The 14852-nt window shown below is 67.6% G+C and carries 14 protein-coding genes; 2 read left to right on the top strand and 12 right to left on the bottom strand.

Annotated features, from left to right (window positions below; all coding sequences use genetic code 11):
* Positions 1 to 252: 252 nt before the first annotated feature.
* The 9 genes from CAL26_RS07210 to leuC form a co-directional block, all read right to left on the bottom strand.
* Positions 253 to 2520, bottom strand: coding sequence for a TonB-dependent receptor (locus tag CAL26_RS07210; protein ID WP_373454465.1), 2268 nt, complete (start codon positions 2518 to 2520; stop codon positions 253 to 255).
* A gap of 150 nt (positions 2521 to 2670) precedes the next feature.
* Positions 2671 to 3180, bottom strand: a complete 510-nt coding sequence (locus tag CAL26_RS28570) for a DUF2946 family protein (protein ID WP_256988141.1) — start codon at positions 3178 to 3180, stop codon at positions 2671 to 2673.
* A gap of 78 nt (positions 3181 to 3258) precedes the next feature.
* Positions 3259 to 4011: an ABC transporter permease gene (locus CAL26_RS07200; protein ID WP_094846251.1), complete on the bottom strand. Its 753-nt coding sequence runs from the start codon at positions 4009 to 4011 to the stop codon at positions 3259 to 3261.
* Positions 4008 to 4760: an ABC transporter permease gene (locus CAL26_RS07195; protein WP_094846250.1), complete on the bottom strand. Its 753-nt coding sequence runs from the start codon at positions 4758 to 4760 to the stop codon at positions 4008 to 4010. The genes CAL26_RS07200 and CAL26_RS07195 overlap by 4 nt, the downstream gene beginning before the upstream one ends.
* Positions 4757 to 5644 (bottom strand): ABC transporter ATP-binding protein, encoded by an 888-nt coding sequence (locus CAL26_RS07190; protein ID WP_256988140.1) that lies wholly within the window; start codon positions 5642 to 5644, stop codon positions 4757 to 4759. Before CAL26_RS07190 ends, CAL26_RS07195 begins: the two co-directional genes overlap by 4 nt.
* On the bottom strand, positions 5645 to 6649 hold the full coding sequence (locus tag CAL26_RS07185) for an ABC transporter substrate-binding protein (protein ID WP_179283289.1): 1005 nt from the start codon (positions 6647 to 6649) through the stop codon (positions 5645 to 5647). It lies immediately after the preceding gene.
* A 52-nt stretch (positions 6650 to 6701) separates the two neighbouring features.
* Positions 6702 to 7583: an isocitrate lyase/PEP mutase family protein gene (locus tag CAL26_RS07180; RefSeq protein WP_094846248.1), complete on the bottom strand. Its 882-nt coding sequence runs from the start codon at positions 7581 to 7583 to the stop codon at positions 6702 to 6704.
* On the bottom strand, positions 7580 to 8227 hold the full coding sequence (gene leuD / locus CAL26_RS07175) for a 3-isopropylmalate dehydratase small subunit (protein WP_094846247.1): 648 nt from the start codon (positions 8225 to 8227) through the stop codon (positions 7580 to 7582). Before leuD ends, CAL26_RS07180 begins: the two co-directional genes overlap by 4 nt.
* Complete coding sequence (gene leuC / locus CAL26_RS07170; RefSeq protein ID WP_256988136.1) at positions 8224 to 9705, bottom strand: 3-isopropylmalate dehydratase large subunit; 1482 nt, start codon at positions 9703 to 9705, stop codon at positions 8224 to 8226. Before leuC ends, leuD begins: the two co-directional genes overlap by 4 nt.
* Positions 9706 to 9878: 173 nt before the next feature.
* Between leuC and gcvA the strand changes: the two genes are divergently transcribed.
* Positions 9879 to 10784, top strand: coding sequence for a transcriptional regulator GcvA (gene gcvA / locus CAL26_RS07165; RefSeq protein WP_094846245.1), 906 nt, complete (start codon positions 9879 to 9881; stop codon positions 10782 to 10784).
* A 3-nt stretch (positions 10785 to 10787) separates the two neighbouring features.
* Here the strand turns inward: gcvA and CAL26_RS07160 are convergent, their stop codons facing one another.
* Together CAL26_RS07160 and CAL26_RS07155 are read right to left on the bottom strand one after the other, a co-directional pair.
* Positions 10788 to 11534 (bottom strand): SDR family oxidoreductase, encoded by a 747-nt coding sequence (locus tag CAL26_RS07160; RefSeq protein ID WP_094846244.1) that lies wholly within the window; start codon positions 11532 to 11534, stop codon positions 10788 to 10790.
* Between the two features lie 84 nt (positions 11535 to 11618).
* Positions 11619 to 12818, bottom strand: coding sequence for an MFS transporter (locus CAL26_RS07155; protein WP_256988320.1), 1200 nt, complete (start codon positions 12816 to 12818; stop codon positions 11619 to 11621).
* Positions 12819 to 12976: 158 nt separating this feature from the next.
* Between CAL26_RS07155 and CAL26_RS07150 the strand changes: the two genes are divergently transcribed.
* Positions 12977 to 13933, top strand: coding sequence for a LysR substrate-binding domain-containing protein (locus CAL26_RS07150; RefSeq protein ID WP_094846242.1), 957 nt, complete (start codon positions 12977 to 12979; stop codon positions 13931 to 13933).
* Between the two features lies 1 nt (position 13934).
* On the opposite strand, the gene kdsA is transcribed toward CAL26_RS07150, so the two are convergent.
* Positions 13935 to 14789: a 3-deoxy-8-phosphooctulonate synthase gene (gene kdsA, locus CAL26_RS07145; protein WP_094846241.1), complete on the bottom strand. Its 855-nt coding sequence runs from the start codon at positions 14787 to 14789 to the stop codon at positions 13935 to 13937.
* Between the last annotated feature and the right edge of the window lie 63 nt (positions 14790 to 14852).

Raw genomic sequence — 14852 nt, 5'->3', positions numbered from 1 at the left:
GGAATACACGCTCACCCGGCGGCGCCAGGCCGGCAGAATGGGAAGACGACATGCGAGCTCCAAAAACGAAAAAGCCCTCGAACACGCCGGAGGCGCGAGTCGAGGGCTTTCATAGCCGGTGGTTGGCACAGCAATCCTGCTGTGTTCGGCTCGCGACAGTCCTGTCGCGAGCCTGTGCGGATTATCCGGATTGCCGCGCCACGCTGTCAATGCGGAGCGGGTTGGTGGATACCCTAGGGCCCTGCCAATGCGCTACATGTGCAACCTGGTTTCCACGTAAAGCGTTCGTCCCGGATAAGGGTGATAGACGAAATACCGTTCGTCGAACAGGTTGTCCACGCCCACGCTGACCTCGCTGTAGCGGTTCAGCTTGTACGTGAACTTGGCATCGACCACGGTGTACGTGCTGGTGCCGCCGAACACGTCCGGGTTGCTGTCCTGGTTCGTCAGCGTGTTGTACTGGCGACCTGAATAACGCACGGCGCCGGTCAGCGACGCCTTGTCGCCGAAACGATAGGTGCCCACCAGGTTGGCGCGCCACAGCGGGATGCGATAGAAATACTTGCCCACCGAGGCCGGATTCTGCGAATTGGCCAGTATCTTCGACTGCGTGTAGGCGACGTTGGCGATAACGTCCAGGCCGTCCACGCCGACGTCCTGCCCCTGGTAGCTGGTCTCCACGCCCCGCGAACGCACCTTGTCGATGTTCTGGAAGCTGGTCACGTTGGGGATGGCCGTCGTATCGGTCTGGCTGAAGATGGTGTTCTTCACGTCATCCTGGAACAGCGAGACCCGATAGATGCCGCTGCCATGGGCCCATTCCGCCGTCAGCTCCTTGGACAGGTCGTTTTCCGGCTGCAGGTCGGGATTGTTGTTGACCAGGGTCGAGCCGTTGATCTTGCCCTGGAACAACTCGCCCACCGTCGGAAAGCGATATGCCCGTCCGAAGGACGCGCGCAGCGTCAGTTCCTCGGTCGCCTCGAAGGAAAGCGACGCCTTGGGCGAGACGTGCTGCTGGTCGGCATTCGCGTAAGGCGCCCGCACGCTGCCCACCGCCTGCGATCCTCCATAGGCGCGCCAGTCTTCGTAGCGCAGCCCGTACACCAGCTTCCAGCGGGGCAGGAAACGCCAGGCATCCTGGGCGTACCAGGCCTGCGTCCGCGTGCGCCCCTGGAAGGCATTGGCGAAGGAACCCGCGCCGCCATCCGACCAGTCGTCCGTATTGAACGTTCGGCTGTCGGAAAAATAGCTGTCGATGTGATAGCCGAAGGCCAGGTCGTGCGCGGCCAGGCCCGAGGCCGAAGGCGCCTGGGTGTAGGTCGATCTCAGGTCCAGCGTTTTCCAGCCGGTGCCATCGCCGTACGTGACCGTGCCGGGACCGTCGCCCGGCCCGCCCTGGTTGGCGTTGCGCGCGACGTTGCGGGCGACGTCGTAGTAGGACGCGATGGCTTCCGCGTTCCAGCCGGTGGCATGGCGCGTCTTCAGCGAGAGTCCGTACAAGTAGTTTTCGCTGTCGCCGCGGCTGGGCGCCAGGGCGGAGGCCGGGATGTCGTACCCATACCCGCCGATGTCCACCCTGCCCTGGTACACCTTGTTGCCGTCGGCGTCGCGCAGAAAGCTCGACGTATCGCTGCGATAGCGGTCGCGCCAATAGCCCAGCGTCGCGCCGCCCTGCAGCGTGGGGGTGAAGTCGTACCGCAGCCTGAGCTTGAGCTGGTCCTCGATGGTGCGCTCGATGCCTTCGCCGTTGACGCCGAGGACGACGGTGGGCGCACCGGTCTGGTTGTTGTAGTAGCGGGCGCCGCTCACCGGAGTATCGCCGGGACGCGCCGGCGTAGTCGAACGTGGCAGGGTCGCGAACTGCAGCGGCTGGCTGGTGTTCTCCAGATGGCTGACGCCCAGCACGTACGAGAGCTTGCCGATGCGGTCGCCGATGGAGGCGGACGCCTGCCCGCCGGTGAAATCGCGATCGACGCCGAACAGGCTGAAATGCTGGGTGTAGCCCTTGGCGTCGGCGTGCGTCTCGAAGCTGTCCGGCATGCGCGTGGAAATCAGGACGGTGGCGCCCAGGGAGTTGCCGGGATAGAGAGCCGAATAGGGCCCGTAGATGACGTCGACGCGATCGATCTCGTCGGGCGCCACCATGGACCAGCGCGGCGGATACGTGAAACTGTTGCCCAGCAGGTTGCTGAGCAAGAGGCCATCGGCGTAGACCAGGCCGCGCGCGCTCTGGCTATTGCTGGTGCCGCGCACGGCGATGATGGAGTTCTGGTCGCCGATGAAGCGTTTGCGCACCGCAAGGTTGGGCATGTATTTCAGCGCGTCTTCGCTGTTGACGACGTTCCATTTGTCGAACTGGTCGCGCGTCACCGATTCGACGGTCGCCGGCAGATTGGGATCGGTGGGCGGCGGCGTATCCGCGTCGGCGGTGACGCTGACGGCGGCCAGGGTGGCGGGGGCGGGCGCGGGTTCTGCGCCCTGCGCCAGGCAGGGGCCGGCGACGAACAGCATGGGCAGCATGGGCAGCAAGGCGCCGCCCATGCGCCCGGCCGCCAGGCGCACCCGGGACGGCGCGCGGCAAGAGCAAGGATAGGACATGGAATTTCCTGACGGGAAAGGACGGGCGGACACGCGCTTCGCGATGAAGCGGCGTCCGGTTACCAGGCGTGGTCAGGAAAAGGCGGGCGGGGCGCGGGGGCGGCCGGAGGGAAAGGCGCCCAGGGGCGTGTAACGCCTCAGAGCCGGCAGGACGAAGACGGCGAACAGCAGCAACAGGGCCGCGGCGGGCGCCGGCGGGACCATGGACAGCGCGGGTACGTGATTGAGCAGGTCGCAATACCCGCAGTCGTCCATGGGCTGCGATTCATGGTCGGCATGGCCGCCCGCGCCGTGGCCCGCGGACGGGGCATGATGCATGGACGGCATGTCGTCCATGGTCATCACGGCGGCCATGGCCGCCATGGCCGACGCCGCCGACATCGCGCTTGCCGGCATCGGCGTCGTCGATCCGGCGACCAGGCTGACGGCCCGCGCCGCCTGTTCGCCTTCCACCGTGCATACCGGAATCACGAAGGTGCGCGCCGCCCGCACGAAATGGCTGGCCGTAGGCGCGAACGCGGCCAGGCACATGGCGATCAGGCCAAGCCAGGCGGTCAGTTGTCGGCGAGCACGGTAGGTCATGATGGCGGAATATGAGCGGCTGGAGTTTAACCGCCCGCGTCCCGCCGCGGCATGGACAAATTGTCCAGGGGCCGCGATTCAGGCGCTCATGCGTGCGCGCAAGCGTTGATTGATCGCCAGCAGGATCACGCTGGCCGTCCCGGCGAACAAGGTCAGCAGCAGCGTCAGGGTCATGATCAGGTCGACGTTGTGCAGGCCGATGGCGCTCATCAGCAGGAAGCCCAGCCCGCGCTGCGAGGCGAACATCTCGCCCAGCAAGGTGCCGATCAGGGTCAGGGAGAAGCCGATCCGCAGGCCCGCGAAGATCTCCGGCAAGGCGGACGGGAAGATGATGCGGGTGACCATATCCCAGGGCCGCAGCCCCATCACCCGCCCGGTCTTCATATGCACCGTCCGCACGTTGCGCACCGCGTTGATGGTGAACAAGGCGATCGGGATCACGCCATGGATGGTGCCGAACGCCACCTTGGACGAGATGCCCAGCCCGAAGGCGAGCAGCAGGATGGGATAGAGGGTGATCTTGGGAATCGAATACAGGGCGATCAGCATGGGCTCGAACACTTCGCCCAGGAAGCGATGGCCGCCCAGCACGAAGCCGATGCCCAGCCCGATCACCACCGCCAGCACCAGGGCCATGCTGAAGGCGCGGGCCGTTTCCGCCAGATGCGCGGCGAATTGCGGGGTGGTGACGAAGCGCAGCGTGAACTCCACGGTCTGCGCCGGCGACCGCAGGGCGACGTCGCCGACCCGCCAATAGAGCAGCTGCCACAGCACCACGATCGCGACCAGCAGCGTCAGGGTATTGCGCAGGATCGGAGCGCGGCCTTTCATCGCAGTCCCCTGCGCGCCAGGATGGACTTTTCCCAACGCGCGAACAGCATGTTGATGGACACGGACACCACCAGGATCAGCAGGATCAAGGGGTACATCGTGGTGTTGTCGAAGTTGTTGTACGCGAAACTGATCTCATATCCCATGCCGCCGTTGGACATGATGAACTCCGCGCCGATGATGCCGATCAGCGAATACGCCACCGCCAGCTTGGCGCCGGTCAGGATGTACGGCGTGGCGTAAGGCAGCGTGATGCGCCAGGCCGTTTCGCGCACGCCCATGTGCTGGATGCGCGCCGTCTTCAGCAGGACATTGGGCACGCGGTCCAGGCCGTTCAGGGTGTTCACGATGACCGCCACCACCCCCAGCATCGCGCCGATGAAAATCTGCGGCGCCGCGTTCAGGCCGAAGACGATGATCAGCAGCGGGTAGAAGGCGAACACGGGGATCGCGTAATAGGTGGCGAACAGGGGTTCCAGCGTGTCCCGCACGCGACGCAGCCGATGGATGATGATGGCGCCGGACACGCCCAGCACGACGGCCGCCGCGAAGGCGACGGCGGCGTTGCCCAGCGTCTTGGCGATGGCGCCGTTCAGCGAGCCGGACACCAGCATGTTGAACATGTCGACGACCATGCGGTGCGGCGGCTGCATGGTCAGCTTGTCGATGACGCCGGTCAGGCACAGGACCTCCAGCAGCGCCACGCAGCCGGCCAGGATGGCGATACGCCAGGCGCGCGCACGATTCATGGCCGCGCTCCGGCTTGCATGGCGCCGATGGATTTCATGGATTCTTCGCGCAGCGCGCGCCACAGGCGCGCGGTGATGGCACCGAAGCGCTCGTCCTGCACGATGCGGCTGTCGCGGTCGCGGGACCAGCCGGTTTCCACGATGTCGATCAGGCGTCCGGGCCGGGCCGACATCACGCCGATGCGGTCGGCCAGCATCGCGGCCTCGTCCAGCGCGTGGGTGATCAGGAACACCGTCGCGCCGGTCTTGCGCCACAGGTTCAGCACTTCGTCGCCCATCAGCAACCGGGTCTGCTGGTCGAGCGCCCCGAAGGGCTCGTCCAGCAGGATCAGGCGCGGCTCGGTCACCAGCGTACGGGCGATGCACACGCGCTGCCGCATGCCGCCGGACAGCTGTGCCGGATAGCTGTCCGCGAACGGCGCCAGGCCCATCATGGCCAGGGCGCGGTCCACCCGCCGGTGCTTCTCCGCCGCGTCGATCTTCAGGCGGCGCAGCCCGAAGGCGATGTTCTCGCGCACCGTCAGCCAGGGAAAGGACGCGTCTTCCTGGAACACCACGCCGACGCCGTCCGGAATGCGGCCGACGATGGGGTCGCCTTCGAAGGCCACTTCGCCGCGCGTGGCGGTGGACAGTCCCGCCACCAGCTCCAGCAGCGTGCTCTTGCCGCAGCCGGACGGGCCGACGACGGCGAAGAACTCGCCCTGGCGCAACTCCAGGTCGATCGGTCCCAGCGCATGGACGGCATCGTCGGGACTGCCTCCAGGACGGGTGAAGAGCTTGTCGACGCCACGCATGGAAACATGCGCCACGCCGGCGCCCGGCCGGGGATCGCCGGGCTGCCGGCCAGGCAAGGCATGCGGCAGGACTTGCGCGACCTGGGCCATCTACTTCACCTTTTTCAGATCGTCGGGCAGGTAGCGCGTGTCGATCAGCTTGTCCAGGTCGACGTCGCCCTTGATGGCGCCGACCATCTTCTGGACATCGACGGCGCGCTTCAACCCGTCCATGTGGATGTCGCCGGGCCCCCAGTACGGCACGCCGCTGGTGCGGCTGGCCACCAGGTTGCGCACGGCGGCGCGGGCGACGGCGGGCTCCAGGTTATAGACCTGGGCGACGATGTCGCCTGACTCGTCGGGGTGCTTCTCCATGTATTCGACGGCGAGCCGGCGCGCGCGGATCACGCCCTTGATGAAGGCCTCGCGTTCCGGCGACACGCCGGATCCGGCGGCAATGCCGATGACGTTGGCGATGGGCGGCAGCATGTCCTGCGCCACGGCGACGGCACGGTACTTGTCGCGGTACTTGGACCACAGCGGTTCGGGTATGGGTGTGGCGTCGACCAGACCCGTGTCCAACGCGGCGACGCCTTCGCCGAAGCCGCCGGTCTTTACCAGTTCCACGTCTTCCGTCTTCAGGCCGCCCGATTGCAGCACCAGGGTCGCCAGCGCCTGGCTGGTGGAGCGCGGATTGGTATAGCCCATCTTCCTGCCCTTCAGGTCGCGCACCGATTTGATGGGCGAGTCCTTTTTGACGGCCCAGACGAACTCGGCCACCGTCAGCACGTTGTCGCTGACGATCTTGATGTCGGCGCCCTGCTGCGCGGCGGCGATGACGGCGTTGGGATTCACTTCGGCATAGGGCGCATTGCCGGCCAGCATGTTGCGCAGCGTGGTACCGCCGCCGGCCGACGTCAGGATGCCGGTGACGTTGGCGCCTTCCTGCTTGAAGAAGCCCTTGGCCATCGCCACGGCGAAAGGCATGCCGTTGGCGGAAACGCCGTAATTGCTGACGACGATTTCCTCGGCCTGCGCGGCGCCCTGCAAGGCCAGCGCCAGCACGGCGGCGCCGGCGCAGCGCATCAGCGCCTGGGGGGTGGATAGTCTATGCATGGTCTCCTCCGTTTTATCCGTGATGGTCCGGGCTGCGCCGGCTCGTATTGCGTCAGGCGCGCAGCTGGCCCGACTCGATCGCCCGCCAGCCCGCCAGATCGGTCGCGCGGTCGAGCGCCTGCCGCACGTCCGCCCCCTGCCGCATGGGCGCCAGCGGCTCGACACCGTCGGCATGGCGCCGCAGGGCCGACAGGCCGTCGCGCAGCGCCTGCACCACGCGCAGGATCAGGCTGGCCGGATAGGAAACCTGCGTGAACCCCATCGCCCCCAGTTCGGCGGGACTCAACCAGGGCGTGTCGCCGCCTTCGAACATCGCCGCCGACAGATAGGCGCCCTTCAGCGCCTCGCCCACGCGCCGGTAATCCTCTTCGCGCCGCAGGCCGGCGATGAAGACGCCATCGACGCCCAGCGCCAGGAAGCGTTCGGCGCGCCGCAGCGCGGCATCCAGGCCCAGGGGACCGTAGGCATCGGTGCGTCCGATGATGAAGGTCTCCGGGTTGCGCCGCGCCTGCATGGCGGCCTTCAGCTTGGCTTCGATGACGGCCTCGTCGACCACCAGGGCGGCTTTGTCGGCACGCTGCTGCTTGTGGTCGCGGCTCTGGTCCTCCACCAGGAAACCGCTGACGCCGATGGCCTCGTACGCCGCGACCAGGCGCGCCACGCTCTTGACGTCGCCATAGCCATCGTCGGCATCGGCCAGGAAAGGCAGGCTGGACGCCGCGGCGATATCGCGCAAGCCCTGCACCATATCGGTCAGGCCGATCAGCCCGATGTCCGGATAGGCATGGCGCGCCGCCAGCATGGCCGAGCCGCCGACCGCGAAGGCATGAAAGCCGGCCTGTTCGATCAGACGCGCCGACAGGGCGTCGTGCGCCAACGGCGTGACCAGCGGCGTTTCGCGCTTCAAGGCATCGCGCAGGCTGGGACGGGTCATGATGCATTGCTCCTTTGCAGCGTGGCGGGAAACAGCCAGGGGCTGGCCGCGCGCATGCGTTCGTAGTGCGCTTCGATGGCCGGCAGATGGGCCAGGGTCATGGCGATCTCGTCGTCGCCGCGCATCAGGGCCTGCGCGCGGGACGCGGGGATCGTGAAGGAATGGGAGGCCCCGTCGGGGCCCGTGACGGTCGCGGCCGCGAGATCGACGCGGCACGTCGGCGCCGGTCCGCCCGCGTCGGCGGACGCGCCGTCGTGCAGCCGCTGATAGGTCTGTCCGTCGATGATCGCCGCCACCAGGCCATTGCGAAAGGCGTTCTCGTAGAAGATGTCGGCGAAGCTGGGCGCCAGCACGCAGCCGATGCCGAAGCCCGTCAGCGCCCATACCGCCGCTTCGCGCGAGCTGCCGCAGCCGAAGTTCTCGTCGGCCAGCAGGATGCGCGCGTGGCGGTACGGCTCGCGGTTCAGCACGAAATCCGGCCGCTCGCGACCCTGGCCATCGTAGCGATAGCCGCCGAACAGGCCCTTGCCCATGTCGGCCGTGGCGGTGCGCAGCCATACTGACGGAATGATCGCGTCGGTATTGATGTTCGCCATGGGCATCACGGCCATGACGCCTTCGATCTCGCGAACGGCGGGTCTCATGAGCGCATCTCCCGGCGCACGTCGGTGATGTGTCCGCGCAGCGCGGCCGCCGCGACCATGGCGGGGCTGGCCAGATGGGTGCGGCTGCCCGGCCCCTGGCGGTTCTCGAAATTGCGATTGCTGGTGGCGATGCAGCGTCCGCCCGCCGGCACCATGTCGTCGTTGATGCTGACGCACATCGAACATCCCGCTTCGCGCCACTCGAAGCCGGCGGCGCGGAAGATCCGATGCAGGCCCAGGGCCTCGGCTTCCCGCTTCACCGCCATCGAGCCCGGCACCACCAGGGCGCGCACGCCCGGCGCGACGCGTCGCCCCTGCACGACTTCCGCCGCGGCCTGCAGGTCGGACAGCCGCGAATTGGTACAGGATCCGATGAAGGCGACGTCCACGGGTATGCCTTCCAGCGGCATGCCGGGCGTCAGGCCCATATAGGCGAGCGCGGCCGCCACGCCGTCGCGCTGCCTGGCGTCGGCGTAGCCGGCGGGGTCCGGCACCTTGCCGTTGATGCCGCCGACGTGGGCCGGCGTGGTGCCCCAGGTCACCTGCGGCGCCACGCCCTCGCAATCGACCGCCACGTCGCGATCGAACGGCGCGCCGTCGTCGCTGCGCAGCGTACGCCATGCCCGCACCGCCTGTTCGAAGTCCGCGCCCAGCGGGGCGAACTCGCGGCCGCGCACGTAATCGAAGGTCGCTTCGTCCGGCGCGACGAGCCCCAGGCGCGCGCCCAGCTCGATGGACATATTGCACAGCGTCAAGCGTCCTTCCACGGACAGGGCGCGCACGGCGTCGCCGGCGTATTCCACGGCGCAGCCGCGGCCGCCCGCCACGCCCAGCGCGCCCATGGCGAGCAGGATCAGGTCCTTGGCGGTAACGCCCGCGCCGGGCCTGCCCTGGAAGCGCACGCGCATATTGCGCGGCCGCGCCAGCGCCAGCGTCTGGGTCGCCAGCACGTGCTCGACTTCACTGGTGCCCACCCCTATGCCCAGGGCGCCCAGGCCGCCCGCCGTCGACGTATGGCTGTCGCCGCAGGCCAGGATGCTGCCCGGCAAGGCGAAGCCGAGCTCCGGCGCGATCACGTGCACGATGCCCTGGCGCGGGTCCTCGATGCCGAAATGCCGGATATGCCCGTGCAGGGCGTTGGCCCGCATCAGGGTCAGCAGTTCGCGGCCGCCGGGATAGCTGTCTTCGTCGCGGCCCGGCGCGGTGGACACGATATGGTCCTGCGTGGCGATGGTCAGCTCGGGATGCCGCACGGCGCGGCCTTCGCGTTTCAGGTTGGCGAAGGCCACGGCGCTGGTGGTTTCCTGCAGCACGTGGCGATCCACGAAGATCAGGTCGCGCCCGTCGTCCAGGCGGGCGATGAGATGCGCGTTCCAGATCTTGTCGAAGACGGTCGCGGGCCGCGCGGCGTCCGGCGGCAAGGCGCCGCCGGCGCGCGGGACGCCCGCCCCACCGCCATCGTCCATCGTGGCTGGCATGATTTTTTCTCCTCCAGGGATGCTGCACCGCACCCCGGCTTATCCTTGGCGCGCGGCACGCGGGCCGCACGGTTTTCCGCTTCGTTCACGGAGGTTTTGCGTTAGGATAATTGCAAGCCCCGGCGGCTCAAACCAAAATTAATGCAGGCTCCCCTGAGAAAAAATCAGAGCAGATGGCCAGACGCCTTCCCCCGTTGAATGCGCTGCGGGCTTTCGAGGCCACCGCCCGCAATGGCAGCCTGACGCGCGCCGCGCAGGAGCTGTCGGTGACCCAAGGCGCCGTCAGCCGCCACGTCAGCCAGCTCGAGGCGTGGCTGGGCGTGCCGCTGTGCCAGCGCTTGCGCCATGGCATCGAGACCACCGCGGAAGGCGCCAGCTACGCCGCGACCCTGCGCGCGGCCTTCGACCTGATCGAAGCACAGACGCGCCAGCTGCGGGCGCGGCCGACGGACAACATCCTGCGCATCAAGCTGCCGCCCACCTTCGCCATCCGCTGGTTCGTGCCACGCCTGGCGCGCTTTCATGCCTTGCATCGCCACATCGACGTGCACATCACGACGTCGCACCAGCAGGTGGAATTCGATCGCGACGAAGTGGACCTGTGCATCCATTCCGGTCCCGCCCCCATTCCGGGCGCGATATGCCGGCGATTGTTCGGTGAAATCCTGCTGCCCGTCTGCAGCCCGGGCCTGTTCAGGAACGCCGAACCGCCCCGCGACGCCGCCGACCTGTCGCGCTTCGTCCTGCTCTGTTCGATGCACCGCGCGTCCGACTGGCCCGACTGGCTGGCCGCCGCGCGGGTGGCGACGATAGACGGCAACAGCGGCCTGAAGTTCGAGAACTCGGCGCTGGCCTATCAGGCGGCCATCGATGAACTGGGCATCGTGATGGCGCAGCGCGCCTTCGTGGAAGACGATCTGCGAACGGGGCGCCTGCTGGCGCCGCTCGACCTGCGCGTGGAAACGGGCAACGCCTACTATCTGGCCTATCCCAAGGGCGGCCAGGCGTCGCCGCTGATCACGGCCTTCGAAGCGTGGATCGTGCAGGAAACCACGCAGATGGAAGAGGCGGGCGAGTAAGGCCTACTTGCCGCCGTTGACGTTCAGGAAGCCGCCGGTGGCGAAGGACGCCTTGTCGCTCAACAGCCAGACGATGGCTTCGGCCACTTCCTCCGGCTGGCCGCCGCGGCCCATGGGGATGGTGTCCTTCAGCCGGTCGACCCGGCCCGGTTCGCCGCCGCTGGCATGCATCTCGGTGTAGATGTGCCCGGGCCGCACCCCGTTCACGCGGATGCCTTCGCGCGCGACTTCCTTGGCCAGGCCTATCGTCATCGACTCCAGCGCGCCCTTGGTGGCGGCATAGTCGACGTATTCGTTGGCCGAACCCATCTGGGCCGAAGACGACGACACATTGACGATCGCGCCGCCCGCGCCGCCGCGACGGGTCGACATGCGGCGCACGGCCTCGCGCGAACACAGGAACGGGCCGATGGCATTCACCGCGAACATCCGCTGCAGGCGCTCGAGCGTGATGTCCTCCACACGGCCATGGCTGGCGATGATGGCCGCATTGTTGACCAGTCCGGCGATCGGCCCCAGGGTGCGCTCCGCCGTATCGAACAGGGCGATCACTTCCTCCTCTTTCGCCACGTCCACCTGCACCGCGATCGCTTCGCCGCCGGCCGCCTGGATCGCGTTCACCACGTCCTGCGCGGACGGCGTGTCGGATCGATAGCCGATGCACACCGCATACCCCTGCCGCGCGGCAAGCTTCGCGGTCGCCGCGCCTATGCCCCGGCTCCCGCCGGTGATTACCAATGTCCTGGCCATGAATCAACTCTCCTGATTGAACACGTGTCTGTTTCCCATGCGCGCCCCATACGCGGGCGAAGCGTCCGCGAGCCGCATGGCTGCCTACCGTTCATCGCCGGCGGCGCGCAGGCGCGGCGCGAGCGCGAGCGCCAGCGGCACTATCGCCAGCGCGGTCAGCGCCGCCGCCACCGTCGCCCCGTTCACGCCGATATGGTCGCCCAGCACGCCATAGACCACAGGCGACAAGGCGCCCGATGCGATCGTGCCGGTGTAGAACAGGGCGAACGCGCGTTCGGTGCGTTCGATCGGCGTCAATTCAGGCACGGTTCCGTACAGGACGGACGACGTGCCGTTCAGCATCAGGCCGAGCACGGGCAGCAGCACCAGCGCGGGTTCCAGCGGCAGCGCGATCAAGGCCAGGATCAGGGCGGCCGTGCCGGCTTCGGTCGCCAGCACCGTACCGATCACTCCCACGCGCGCGCCCAGCCAACCGCACACGAACTTGCCCGCGGCGCCCCCGATGAACACCAGGGCCAGCGCCGTCCCCATCATCGGCGGCGAGATGCCCTTGGCCTTCAGCAGGAAAGGCAGGAAGGTCAGCACGCCCATGCGCACGGCCGTATCCAGCGCGCCGATCGCGAACAGCAGCCAGAAACCGGAACCCGTTCCACGCGCGCTCCGGCCGGGCGCTTCCTTCGCGGCGGCCGGCGCTTTCAGCACGGCGGGCAGGAAGAAGGCGATCACCGCGGCGGCCGCGACGCCCAGTGTGGAGACCGCCCACAAGGAATGGCGCCAGGGCATGACGATCATCAGCAGGGACACGGCCGCCGGCAGCGCGGACTTGCCCAGGTCGCCGGAAAAGTTGTAGATGCTCAGCGGGCCTCTCGCGTCGCGGCCGTAGGCGCGCGAGACGGCGCCCGATGCCAGCGGGTGCTGGGTGCTGGACCCCATGCCGGAGATGGCGAGCGCGATGCACAGGCCCAGCAGGCTGGTGGACCAGCCGGCGACGGCATAGCCCAGCGCCGCCAGCAGCGTACCGGCGGCCAGCGTGGCGCGCGTCCCGAACCTGCGCGCCAGGCGGCCGGCAGGCAGTTGCAGCGTGGCCATCGTGCCCGCGTAGATGCCGCGCAGGATGGCGAGCGCGCCGTAATTGAGCGCGAAATCCGTCTGCCACACGGGTAGCAGGACGTAGATCATGTCCGTGTAGCCGTCGTGCAACGCATGCGCCATGCAGGCCATCCACAGAACCCGCCGGGGAGCGCCGGATTCCCGTGGCTTGGGACCGTCGGCCAGCCGGCCCATCGCGGAAGAGAACGAAAAACGTCGCATGATTCGGACGGCGCCAGATGGTCTCGACAGCTGGCTCCGGGAGTAATGGTCCATGACTCCGTCATTCTAGGCGCCTCGAAAGCCGGCAACAACTGACGTAAAATTGCCCAAGACGGGAGAAAAAGTCACCCATGGCCAGCGAAGATCATGACACCGGCAGTCCGCCCGCGTCGCCAGACGCAGAGCATCTGCCACCCTTGAATGCGCTACGCCATTTCGAGGCCGTCGCCCGCCTGGGCAGCTTCGCGGCCGCGGCGGCCGACCTGCACGTCACGCACTGGGCGGTCGGCAAGCAGATCCGCCTGCTGGAAAACTGGTTTGGCGTGCCGCTCTTCGAACGCCGTCCACGCGGCGTGGTGCCCACGGACGAAGGGGCCGCGCTGTTGAATGACGTCAAGAGCGCCTTCAGCCGACTGAACCAGTCCTCCACCCGGCTGCGACGCGCGTCGACCACGCGGCGCGCCAGCGGCATCGTGCGTGTGAACGCCCTGGCCAGCTTCGCCTTGTGCTGGCTGATACCACGGCTGGCGGATTTTCAAACCCGCTACCCGGACATCGAGGTCAGGCTGTCGACCAGTTCGCGCAGGCTGCGCTATGTGGGCGACGCCTACGACATCGGCGTACGCTCCGGCCTCGAGGACGCGGCAGGTGTCGTTTCCACGACCTTGATGCCGGACCTGCGCCTGCCCGCCTGCAGTCCGTCCTTGTTGTCGAACCGGCCGATCAGGACGGTGGCGGACTTGCGCAATCACACGCTGCTGCATTCGGCGAGCACGCGCACCGCATGGTCCGACTGGTCGCGCGCGGCCGGGATTTCCGGATTGCGCGGCCTGCGCGACCTGCATTTCGATCATGTGTATCTGCAACTGGGCGCGGCCGCCGAAGGCCTGGGCGTCACGCTGGCGTCGCTGCCGCTCATCGAGCGCGAGATCGCGACGGGCCGGCTCGTATGCCCCCTGTCCGAGCCGATCTGGCGGGGCCCGGATTACACCCTGGTGGTGAACACCGATCGCGCGGACGACGACGCCGTCGTCGCATTCAGGAACTGGATCATGGCGGTCGCGGCGCAGGGTGCGCCGGCGGGGTGAGTCAGCGGATGTCCAGGGGCTCGAAGGACTTGACCAGGTCGTCCAGGCGCTTGAGCTGCGTCAGGAAAGGCTCCAGCTTGTCCAGCGGCAAGGCGCTGGGGCCATCGCATTTGGCGTTGTCCGGGTCCGGATGGGCCTCCAGGAACAGCCCGGCCAGGCCGGCGCCGATGCCGGCCCGCGCCAGCTCCACCACCTGTTCACGGCGCCCGCCGGAGGCCGCGGCGCCGGCGGCGCGTTGCTGAAGCGCGTGGGTGACGTCGAAAATCACCGGCCGGTTGCCGCTGACCTTCTTCATCACGCCGAAGCCCAGCATGTCGACCACCAGATTGTCGTAGCCGAAACTGCTGCCGCGATCGCACAGGATGACCTGCTCGTTGCCGGCTTCGACGATCTTCTCGACCACGTTCTGGATCTGCGACGGGCTCATGAACTGCGGCTTCTTGATATTGATGATCCGCCCGGTCCGGGCCAGGGCCACCGCCAGGTCCGTCTGCCTGGCCAGGAAGGCCGGCAATTGCAGCACGTCGACGACCTGCGCGACCGGATCGGCCTGCCAGGGCTCATGCACGTCGGTCAGCACCGGCACACCGAATTCCGCCTTCACCGCTTCGAATATCTTCAGCCCTTCTTCCAGCCCGGGCCCCCGATAGGAGTGCATCGACGACCGGTTCGCCTTGTCGAACGACGCCTTGAAGACGTAAGGGATGCCCAGCTTGCGCGTCACGTTCTGGTAGTGCTCGCACGCCCGCAAGGCCAGATCGAGCGACTCCAGCACATTGATGCCGCCGAACAGCACGAAAGGCCTGTCGTTGCCGCAAACGATATCCGGCGCGATGGAAACGATGGAGTGGGACATGATCTTGGGTCCGACGGGGGAAAAGTAGAATCATAGTCTGCCGGCCCTGACTGCGAAAACGGG

Source organism: Bordetella genomosp. 9 (assembly GCF_002261425.1).
Taxonomy (GTDB): domain Bacteria; phylum Pseudomonadota; class Gammaproteobacteria; order Burkholderiales; family Burkholderiaceae_B; genus Bordetella_C.
Note: the sequence above shows the minus strand (reverse complement) of the source record. Positions and strands in the feature narration are given on the sequence as shown.

Bases quoted from the DNA above. Each gene is read 5' to 3' on its own strand.
- CAL26_RS07160 (WP_094846244.1), bottom strand. From the start codon at position 11,534: ATGGCCAGGACATTGGTAATCACCGGCGGGAGCCGGGGCATAGGCGCG.
- leuD (WP_094846247.1), bottom strand. From the start codon at position 8,227: ATGAGACCCGCCGTTCGCGAGATCGAAGGCGTCATGGCCGTGATGCCC.
- CAL26_RS07180 (WP_094846248.1), bottom strand. From the start codon at position 7,583: ATGACCCGTCCCAGCCTGCGCGATGCCTTGAAGCGCGAAACGCCGCTG.
- CAL26_RS07200 (WP_094846251.1), bottom strand. From the start codon at position 4,011: ATGAAAGGCCGCGCTCCGATCCTGCGCAATACCCTGACGCTGCTGGTC.
- CAL26_RS28570 (WP_256988141.1), bottom strand. From the start codon at position 3,180: ATGACCTACCGTGCTCGCCGACAACTGACCGCCTGGCTTGGCCTGATC.
- kdsA (WP_094846241.1), bottom strand. From the start codon at position 14,789: ATGTCCCACTCCATCGTTTCCATCGCGCCGGATATCGTTTGCGGCAAC.
- leuC (WP_256988136.1), bottom strand. From the start codon at position 9,705: ATGCCAGCCACGATGGACGATGGCGGTGGGGCGGGCGTCCCGCGCGCC.
- CAL26_RS07185 (WP_179283289.1), bottom strand. From the start codon at position 6,649: ATGCATAGACTATCCACCCCCCAGGCGCTGATGCGCTGCGCCGGCGCC.
- gcvA (WP_094846245.1), top strand. From the start codon at position 9,879: ATGGCCAGACGCCTTCCCCCGTTGAATGCGCTGCGGGCTTTCGAGGCC.
- CAL26_RS07190 (WP_256988140.1), bottom strand. From the start codon at position 5,644: ATGGCCCAGGTCGCGCAAGTCCTGCCGCATGCCTTGCCTGGCCGGCAG.
- CAL26_RS07210 (WP_373454465.1), bottom strand. From the start codon at position 2,520: ATGCTGCCCATGCTGTTCGTCGCCGGCCCCTGCCTGGCGCAGGGCGCA.
- CAL26_RS07150 (WP_094846242.1), top strand. From the start codon at position 12,977: ATGGCCAGCGAAGATCATGACACCGGCAGTCCGCCCGCGTCGCCAGAC.
- CAL26_RS07195 (WP_094846250.1), bottom strand. From the start codon at position 4,760: ATGAATCGTGCGCGCGCCTGGCGTATCGCCATCCTGGCCGGCTGCGTG.
- CAL26_RS07155 (WP_256988320.1), bottom strand. From the start codon at position 12,818: ATGGGCCGGCTGGCCGACGGTCCCAAGCCACGGGAATCCGGCGCTCCC.